General features: G+C 36.5%; 6 protein-coding genes. 5 read left to right on the top strand and 1 reads right to left on the bottom strand.

Annotated elements, in window-relative coordinates; genetic code table 11:
* Window positions 1-116 precede the first annotated feature (116 nt).
* Window positions 117-1,601: an aldehyde dehydrogenase family protein gene (locus MJG50_RS21700; protein WP_240257865.1), complete on the bottom strand. Its 1,485-nt coding sequence runs from the start codon at window positions 1,599-1,601 to the stop codon at window positions 117-119.
* A 249-nt stretch (window positions 1,602-1,850) separates the two neighbouring features.
* Between MJG50_RS21700 and MJG50_RS21705 the strand changes: the two genes are divergently transcribed.
* From MJG50_RS21705 to MJG50_RS21725, 5 genes are all read left to right on the top strand, one after another.
* Window positions 1,851-2,312 carry a flavin reductase family protein gene (locus MJG50_RS21705; protein ID WP_240257866.1) on the top strand — a complete coding sequence of 154 codons (462 nt, stop codon included), beginning with the start codon at window positions 1,851-1,853 and terminating at the stop codon, window positions 2,310-2,312.
* 144 nt (window positions 2,313-2,456) lie between these two features.
* Window positions 2,457-3,803, top strand: coding sequence for a 3' terminal RNA ribose 2'-O-methyltransferase Hen1 (locus MJG50_RS21710; RefSeq protein WP_240257867.1), 1,347 nt, complete (start codon window positions 2,457-2,459; stop codon window positions 3,801-3,803).
* 1 nt (window position 3,804) lies between these two features.
* Window positions 3,805-6,396: a polynucleotide kinase-phosphatase gene (locus MJG50_RS21715; protein ID WP_240257868.1), complete on the top strand. Its 2,592-nt coding sequence runs from the start codon at window positions 3,805-3,807 to the stop codon at window positions 6,394-6,396.
* Window positions 6,397-6,825: 429 nt separating this feature from the next.
* Window positions 6,826-7,728 (top strand): TetR/AcrR family transcriptional regulator, encoded by a 903-nt coding sequence (locus MJG50_RS21720; protein ID WP_240257869.1) that lies wholly within the window; start codon window positions 6,826-6,828, stop codon window positions 7,726-7,728.
* 197 nt (window positions 7,729-7,925) lie between these two features.
* Window positions 7,926-10,208, top strand: a complete 2,283-nt coding sequence (locus tag MJG50_RS21725; RefSeq protein WP_240257870.1) for an ATP-dependent DNA helicase — start codon at window positions 7,926-7,928, stop codon at window positions 10,206-10,208.
* The last annotated feature ends 162 nt before the right edge of the window (window positions 10,209-10,370 follow it).

Consider the following 10,370-nt stretch of genomic DNA (forward strand, 5'->3'; position numbering starts at 1 on the left):
AAATCGGCATAATGGCTGTTTTTAAGAGTGTCTACTTGACAGGTGCATGATCAAAATAAAAATACGGACGTTATTCTAAAAATACGGTCATTAGCTGAAAAGCACGTAAAACACCATTATTTCAACGAAATCCAAACGCTCTTCACTTCTGTATAGTTATCTAATGCATACGATCCCATCTCACGGCCGAAGCCAGATTGTTTGTATCCGCCAAATGGTGATGCAGCATCGAATGCGTTATAGCAGTTGACCCAAACAGTACCTGCACGAAGATTATTCGAGATATAGTGTGCCTTAGCGACATCTCGTGTCCACACTCCAGCAGCTAGACCGTAATCACTATTATTAGCACGAGCAATTAACTCATCTAAATCTTCATAAGGCATTGCTGAAATAACTGGTCCAAAGATTTCTTCTTTGGCAATCGTCATTTCATCATTTACATTTGCAAATATAGTCGGAGAAACGAAGTATCCAGCCTCATATGGTTGCGTACCACCAACTACTAATTCAGCACCTTCGCTTTTACCTTTTTCAATATAGCTTAGGACACGATTTTGTTGCTCAATCGATACGAGTGGTCCAATTTCAGTATCACCATGGATACCTGCACCTTGCTTAATTTTTTCGGCATGGCTCACCATATCTGCTACAACATTATCAAATTGCTTCTTTTGAATAAATACACGAGATCCTGCACAGCAAACCTGACCTTGGTTGAACATAACTCCATTAAGAGCTCCAGGAATTGCTTTCGTCATATCAGCATCAGGTAAAATGATATTTGGTGATTTACCACCTAATTCGAGAGTAACACGCTTTAATGACTTTGAAGCTCTAGCCATAATCATCTTTCCAACTTCAGTCGATCCAGTGAATGCAATTTTATCAACCTGAGGATGGTCGACTAATGGTTGACCTGCTGATTCACCAAAGCCTGGAACAATATTTAAGACACCTGGAGGAAATCCAGCTTCCGCGGCCAATTCTGCTAAATAAAGTGCTGAAAGTGGAGTTTGTTCAGCTGGTTTTAAAATCACCGTACAGCCTGATGCAAGTGCAGCACCCAATTTCCACATTGCCATCAATAACGGGAAGTTCCAAGGGATAATTTGTCCAACGACACCTACCGCTTCATGGCGAGTATAGTTTAAAAAGGGGCCACTAACAGGAATGGTTTGACCTACGATTTTTGTAGACCAGCCTGCGTAATAGCGCATATGTTCAATAGCAAGAGGAATATCAGCATTTGACGTTTCACGAATTGGCTTACCGTTATCAAGTGTTTCTAATTGTGCAAGCTCATCTTTATGTTCTTCCATTAAATCAGCAAGCTTGTACATGATTCTACTTCTTGATGCAGCACTCATCTTTTTCCAAGGACCTTCATCAAAGGCTTTGCGAGCAGCTTTTACTGCTAAGTCAATATCTTCAGGACCAGCTTCATAGACGGAAGCAAGTACCTCACCAGTAGCAGGGTTAAAAGTATCAAATGTCTTTCCGGAAATGCTTTCTACAAATTCACCATTAATAAAAAGCTTTTTATTGCCGCTTAAAAACTTTTCTACCTTTTCTCTTAATTCAACAGTCAGTTGGCTCATCGTATTCCTCCTCTTAAAATATTTCTATATTTTCAGCTGAGACATTAGTATGTAAGAGTTATCATTGATAACGCTTACATATCTATGGTAACATTTAAAAAATCTATCAATCAACTAAAAAGAGATGAAATTTTCCGATAATAACTGACAACAAAATTCGACTTTCCTTTTTTTTAGGCAATTTATTAGTTTGGCGAATATAAATAGTATAGAATATTAAATTATACGAATTTTAAGGAGATGAATGTGATGGATGCACGTACATTAAGAAATTGTTTTGGAAAATTTGCTACAGGAGTAACGGTTGTTACGTGGTTTGAAGGTGAAGAAAAGAGAGGGATTACAGTTAACTCCTTTACTTCGGTGTCTCTAGATCCAGCATTAGCACTTATCTCAATCGATAAAAATGCAAGTGCATATAAAGGGCTGCAAGGAAAATCGTTTACAATAAATGTGTTGTCAGCTGATCAAGAAGCCATTGCATGGCAATTTGCAGGAAAACAGCAGGAAGGTTTACAAATTGATTGGGATTCTACAGGGATTGCTCCGAAAATTAAAGGCAGCATTGCATGGATGGAATGTAAGCCTTGGAAGGTATATGATGGCGGCGATCATGATTTGTTCATTGGAGAAATTCAACAAATCCACCAGCAAGATGGAGATGGACTTACTTTCTTCCAAGGCAAGATGGGCACTACGAGAGGGCTATAAAAAAGCACAAGTAGAAGTAATAATAAAACCAAGGGAACTCTTCATGGATTATTTTCTTGAAGAGTTTTTGTATAAGTAAGAAGAGTACTGCTATGATAAACATAAAATGATAGTGTGAATGATTCCATAAGGTGAGGTTTTAATATGCAGTTAACAATAAGTGCGACTGGAGAAAATGTACAAGCCATTTCTTATTTATTGGCTAAAAATCCTAATAATAGCTATGAACGAAATCACAAAGGTCATTTAGTAAGGCTATTTTATAGTAAGTTTAATCAATCTGAAGTTGAAGTTACGATTTTTGTTACACCAGATCCAATTGAACTTGTTAAAAATACTTCTAATTCGTATGATATAACTCATTATATTAATGACCGCGAATTCGCAGTTAGTAGCATTTTTTGCTCACTCATAAGGCCTGCGCTTGGCACTGCATTGAACGGGCAACCAACGGAAGGATATGTGGAGTGGGTGGCTCATCGTTTCCCATTTCAATTTAGCTTCGGTCCGATTGTTTCTGCGCTTTCAGACGAACAAATTAAGGATCTATTTGAACCACTTGGCTATGATGTGATGATTGAATATGGGACGTCTGATTACGCTTTTACGATCAAGTCGAAGAGCACCGCAAGATATATTTCTTTAAAAGGATTAACCACATTACAAAAAGGTTTACATCAGTTATTCGTATTAATTCCAGTATTAGATGATTACAAACATTATTATATTGATGAAAAAGAAATCGATAAAATAGAGCGTTATGGAAAAGGCTGGTTAGAGAGTCACCCACAAAAGGATTTTATTTTAAGACAAGCCCTTCGATTTAAAGAAATATATAGCATAGTTGAAAAGAATACAGATCAAAAAGAAGTAGAACCAATTGTTAAGGTTCGCTTGAATGATTTACGTTATGAAAAAATAATTGAAACGGTTAGCAAGTTGAATAAGCGTGAAAGCATTGTTGACTTTGGTGCAGGTGAAGGAAAGCTTTCAACTCGGTTAGGATTTATTGATGGAGTGAAAGAAGTTTTAGCAGTTGAACCATCTGAAGTAGCAACACTTCGGGCTTTAGAAAGGTACAGAAAAGTTGAGGACAAAAACGGATTTGTTAAACCAACTTCGTTATGGGGATCGCTTTTTTATTATGATGAACGATTAAAGAATAAGGATATTATGATTTTATGCGAGGTTATTGAGCATATTGACGAATATCGATTGCCAAAGGTAATGGAGACGATATTAATAGAATATCAACCGAAGGTATTAATCATTACAACTCCCAATAAAGAGTACAACAATGTGTACGACATGGAGGAGCATTTCAGGCATACTGACCATCGTTTTGAATGGACCCGGGATGAATTCAAAAATTGGTGTGCTGAACGAAATCAACAAACCCGTTATGAATTATCATTTGATGGTATTGGTGATGAACACGAACAATATGGCTATCCAACGCAAATGTGTATATTTGTGAGAAAGGAGGATTAGGATGCGAATCATTTTACCTCATTCTGGAATTGTACTACTTGTAGGACCATCTAACAGTGGAAAGTCCACTCTTTTGCGAAAGTTCATTGATAAAAAAGAAATATTGGCATCAGAGGTAGTCAGTTCTGATGATTTTCGTATTTTAGTAGGTGATCTAGAATTCATCGACTGGCATGGTCGTCATAAGGATGAGGCAGATAGCTTATATGATGAATATTACGCCATTTCGAGTGAAGCCTTTTCAATGATGGATTCTGTAATTGAAGCAAGATGTCGATTAAATAAGCTAACATTTGTTGATGCAACCCATCTTCAACCTAATGACAGGAAAAAATATATTACATTAGCTCGGAAAAATAATGTTCCAATACTTGCTATTGTATTGGATGTTCCACAGGATACACTTCTCGGAAGGGATGAGCAGAGGAGTAATCCAAGGGGAATACGAAGAATCAAGCAGCAATATCAAGTCTTTAAAAGGGAAAAGCGTTTTATCAAAAAAGAAGGTTATACGGCGACTTATGTTCTTAGTGATTTTGAAGATTTTGAGTTGGAGAGAAGAAGTAATCCGCTTGAAATAGACATCGGTGCTGGTATTGATTTTATTGGTGATATTCATGGCTGCTTTGATGAAATGATTGCGCTTTTAGAGAAGCTTGGCTATGAAAAAAATCAGGAAAAGCTTTATGTTCATCCAGATGGAAGGAAGTTTTTCTCAGTTGGGGATGTAATGAGTCGGGGACCGGAATCTCTAAAAACGATGCTTTTCTTTTTAAAACATTTAAAATCTGGCTTAGCCTATATGATTGATAGTAATCATGGCTGGAAAATTGCTAGATGGCTCGATGGGAAAAATGTGACTCTAAGTCATGGGGATGAAAAGGTAGCAGAGGATTTCGTAGAATATGAAGAGAATTATGGTACAGAACAAGCTACCAAAATTAAAACTGCATTGAAAGAAATGCTATTAAAGGCTCCTTCCCATTATGTAATCATGAAAAATGGTGTGCAAACCTTGGTTTGTGCACATGCAGGGATTAAGGATGAATTCATTGGAAAGCAATCACCTGATATTCGTGATTTTTGCCGCTATGGAGACACAGATGGATTTGACGAAAATGGAAAGCCAGTTAGAAAAGATTGGTTCATTCATCATAAGACGAGTACGCTAATTGTATGGGGACATGACCCAAAGCCACAGCCGTTAATCATTAATAACACAATTAATATTGATCAGGGTGCTGTTTTTGGTGGGAAATTGACTGCATTTCGATACCCTGAAAAGGAATTTATCGCGGTCAAAGCAAAGCAGGATTATTCTGATGCGGACGATAGTCCACTAAAAGATTGGGAGAAAAATCGTTTGAATCCGCCTAATATTGGTAAGTTTTTAGAGGGCTATTCAGTTTTAACAGGGGAATATGGTGAAGTGAAGGTTCATCCAGATACGGTAAAATCAGCGATCGATACAGTTTCGCATTTTACGATTCCAATCGAACAATTAATTTATATTCCACCAACGATGAGCCCGACACCAAACCCATCAGCATTGGATAATTATTTAGAGCATCCGAAAGAGGCTATAGAATATTATCGGAGTCGTAGAGTTGAAACAATGATTGCCGAGAAAAAGCATATGGGTAGCAGAGGAATTTTATTATTATTTAAGAATAAGGAAGTTGCATTAAAATATGTTGGATTCGAAATACTTGGGACGATTTATACTCGGACAGGTCGACGCTTTTTTGACAGGGAAACGGAAGAAGAAATTGTAGGGAAAATAAATATTGAGTTGCATAATAGTGGATATTTTGAAAAGTATCGAACAGATTATGTCTTACTTGATGCTGAAATTATGCCATGGAATTTAAAAGCGAAGGAACTCATTGGAAGTCAATATGCTCATGTTTCGGAAAATGCGATTTTAGATCGAGTGAAGCTGATGGAAAAGCTAACTGAAACTTCAACAGGAAATGAAACAATAAAAAACTGGTTGTTTGAATATGAGCAAAAAGTTGATAATGCGTATATTTTTCGAGAGGTTTTTCAGAAATATTGCTGGGATGTTAAAGATGTCAACCAAATTCAAATTGCCCCATTTCATGTGCTGGCACATAGTAATGAGACGTTTTTTGATAAATCACATCTCTGGCATATGGAAATGAATCGCGAGCTTGCGAAGGAATCTACACTATTTATTGAAACTGAATATCGAGTCATTCATGACATCGCAAGTGAAGAAGCAGTGATTAAATGGTGGGAAGAGCTAACAAGTGAAGGACATGAGGGAATTGTCATAAAACCGGAATCCTTTGTGTTCAAGTCTCAAGGTAAACTCCTTCAACCTGCCATAAAGGTAAGAGGCCGCAAATATTTGCATATTATTTATGGGATGGATTATTTACTTCCTGAAAACCTTACTCGATTGAAAAGTAGAAATACGGGCAAAAAACAAAAGTTGGCACTTCGGGAGTTTGCCCTTGGTGTCGAAGGAATCAAAAGATTTGTAAACGGAGAGTCAATTGAAAGAGTCCATGAATGTGTGTTAGCTACATTGGCGATGGAATCAGATCCTGTTGATCCGAGATTGTAAAGGAATTAATGGTGGTAACGCCGAATTCAGTGGTTGTAACGCCGAATTCAGTGGTTGTAACGCTGAATAAGTGATGCTAACGCCGAATTCAGTGGTTGTAACGCCGAATAAGTGATGCTAACGCTGAATTCAGTGGTTGTAACGCCGAATAAATGGTGCTAACGCCAAATAAGTGGTGCTAACGCCGAATTCAGAAGTCGTAACGCATAATATTTCGACTGAAACCAAATTTTTTTCGGCGGGTTTTTACAATAATTCGGCTAATCTCCTTAATTTATAGGAATCCTGAACCAGCCCTAAGGGTTTTGGGAGAATCCGACCGATTCCCCTCCCTCATTTCCTTCATTCAGCTCAGTACCTATTGTTGCTTGTAAGCAAAATGAAATAATGTGGTATAATTTTTATAACACAAGTTTTAGGGTGAAGAGAATGAATGAAAGAAAGCAGCATGTTATTAAAAAAGCACATCAATTATTTTTAGAAAAGGGATTTCAAGCAACTTCAGTACAGGATATTTTGGATTATAGCGGTATTTCAAAAGGCACATTTTATAACTATTTCCCTTCGAAAAGCGAATTGTTTAAAGCAGTCTTTAATACAATTAATGCCAAATATGAGAAAGAACGCGATGCTTTATTAATCGGGGAAAATCTTACTGATATGGAAGTGTTTATTAAACAGATACATGTATATATTCAATCAAATAAAAGAAATAAGTTATTCTCTTTAGTTGAAGAGGTCTTTGTCTCGAATGATCCTGATTTAAAACAATTTGTTAAAAGGGCTCAACTAAATCAAACAAAATGGATCTATGACCGTTTTCTCGAGCTTTTTGGCCATGATAAACAACCTTATTTATTGGACTGTACGGTCATATTTTCTGGAATTCTTCATCATATGTTCCATTACAATCACTTGAATAAAGAATCAAAATATGAACAAATTGATATTATTCGCTATTGCTTGAACCGTGTTATTACGATTGTGAATGACTTAAATAAAGTAAAGGTCCAACTTTTGCAACCTGATTTATTAACAACCTGGCTACCTGATTCAACTGATAAAGATGTTCAGTACCGCAATGAGTTTTACTATTTATCAGCAGCCTTAAAGAAAATCATAATGAAAGTGCACCAAAATGAACCTGAAAGAGTGAAGTATCTGCAATTATTAGATTTCATTCAAGAAGAATTAATGAATAACAAGCTCCCTAGACAATTCTTAATTGAGAGTGCATTACATTCTTTAAAATTATGTCCGGAACTGCAGCAGACAGAGGAACTAGTTAAATTTCAGGAGCTTTTATATGAGAATGTGTTGAATGATTATTAGTAAAAAAACATAGTAGGAGCCTGCACCTCATTCAAAGTGTTAACTTCATGAGGAACAGGCTCCTTTTTCCGAGCTAACGCCTCTGTCTTCGCCCAAAGGCTCGCCAATTGGCGAGTTTTCTTTATAACCTACAAGTTTGTATAATTTGATATACTTTGTACTATATAATTATTTATCTAGAAAATATGGTGATGAAAATGCTACCTGAAATAAAGATTTCAGTACGGACATTGGTTGAGTATTTTTATCGGAGTGGAAGTATTGATAACAAATTTCGAACCGTTACAACTCTTACCGAAGGAACAAAAGTACATAAGGCTATTCAAAGTACGTATAAGGATATTGATCAAAAGGAAGTATTTCTAAAAACGAACATTGAGTACGAGAAGATGTTATTCACGATTGAAGGTCGATGTGACGGTTTAATTTTTCATAATGAAGAAATACTGATTGACGAAATTAAGTCTACCGTAAGAAATCTGGCCGACATCGAAGAAGACACCTTCCCAGTCCATTGGGCTCAGGCTAAGGTGTATGCTTTTATTTATGCAAAAGACAACAATCAAAGGAAAATGAATGTTCAATTAACCTATGTACAAGTGGTTACAAAAGAGCAAAAGAAATTTACAAAACAGTTCACATTCGAAGAACTTAAACAGTTTGTTGAAAACTTGGTAAAGCAATATGCACCTTACGCATCCCTCATTCACGAGCATCGAATGAATCGAGATCAAAGCATTAAGGATTTGCAATTTCCGTTTGAAAAATATCGAGAAGGTCAACGTACATTAGCTGGTGCTATTTATAAAACCATTGCAGAGGGAAGAAATATCTTTGCAAACGCACCAACTGGTATTGGAAAAACCATCTCTACCATTTTCCCAACTGTAAAGGCGATTGGTGAAGGAAAACTCGAGCGAATGTTTTACTTAACCGCAAAAACGATTACGAGACAAACTGCTGAAGAAGCATTTTCTCTAATGAGAAGGAAAGGCCTTTGTATGAGTGCGGTTACTATAACTGCAAAGGAAAAGGTATGTTTTAAAGAAGAAACGCGTTGCCAGAAGGATTACTGTGAGTTTGCGAATGGCTATTATGACCGAATAAATGAAGCCATTTTAGATATATTCTCACATGAAACCTTTATAAATCGTACCACAATTGAGGAATATGCAAGAAAGCATACGCTCTGTCCATTTGAATTTTCCTTGGACTTAGCTATTATTGCGGATGCGATTATTTGTGACTACAATTATATTTTTGACCCAAAGGTATCTCTCAAGCGATTTTTCGATGAATATAAGAGGCAGTCTGCATTATTAATTGATGAAGCTCATAATCTAGTTGATCGAGCTCGAGAGATGTTTTCAGCTGAATTATATAAATCAAGCTTTCTTGCTTTAAAACGTGAATACAAGGGTACTACTTTATTTGATTCGGTTACGAAATTAAATAAATATTTTATTGATTTAAATAAAAAGTGTTCCGAGAATGGGTATCTTGTGTTGAAGGAATTGCAAGAGGATTTGGTAGAAATGCTTGAGGTATTCGCTCATAACGCTGAGATAGAACTATTACAGTCAACGAAATCAGAAGATCAACAATTACTATTGGATTCATATTTCGCTGCAACAGGATTTGTCCGAATCTCAAAGCTTTTTGATGAACGGTTTGTGCTATATATTGAAACTTTAAAAAATGAGGTTCAACTAAAAATATTTTGTTTGGATCCTTCTTATCTTTTGCAGCAGATTCGAAAAAGGTTTCGATCAACTGTCTATTTTTCTGCCACACTATTACCGCTTCAATATTTCATGGATATGCTTGGCGGTACGACAGAGGATTACACATTGTCCATTCCATCACCATTTGCAAAGGAACAAACAGACGTATTCATAAATCCTTTATCAACTAGGTATCATGACAGAGACTTTACGAAAAAACAAATGATCGATATGCTTACAAAGCTTGTAAGCGAGCGACCAGGAAACTATCTAATTTTCTTCCCCTCGTATCAATATATGAAGAGTGTTTATGAAGAATTTACAACCAACTTTCATGAAATTCGCACCATCATTCAAAATAACAGTATGACTGAGGATGAACGAGAACAGTTTTTAGAGGAGTTTAAGGATGATCACACAGATACACTAATCGGATTTGTAGTATTAGGTGGTATTTTCTCAGAAGGCGTTGACCTAAAAGGGAATAGGCTCAATGGCGTTATTGTTGTCGGAGTGGGCTTACCACAGCTATGCTTAGAACGAAATATTATGAAGGAATATTTTCAATCGACTGGTAAAAACGGCTATGATTACGCCTATACCTTTCCAGGGATGAACAAGGTTCTTCAGGCAGGAGGAAGATTAATACGATCTGAGACTGATACAGGGATTATTATATTGGTGGATGATCGATTTCTCACACAGAAATATCAAGGGCTTTTACCAGCTGAATGGAGAGAGTTTCAACGAATCTAATAAATTTAAATATTAATTAATGTAAGTGGATATCTCTCTTTCGTCATTTAAATCATTGAACTAAGGATCCCCTTGATATACATGTAAAAACACATCCATGAGGATGTGTTTCAGATTGTCGACAAAAGGCACCGAGAGGAATCCCTCTCGGTGCCTTTTGTC

Source organism: Fredinandcohnia quinoae (genome assembly GCF_022427965.1).
GTDB lineage: Bacteria > Bacillota > Bacilli > Bacillales > Bacillaceae_L > Ferdinandcohnia > Ferdinandcohnia quinoae.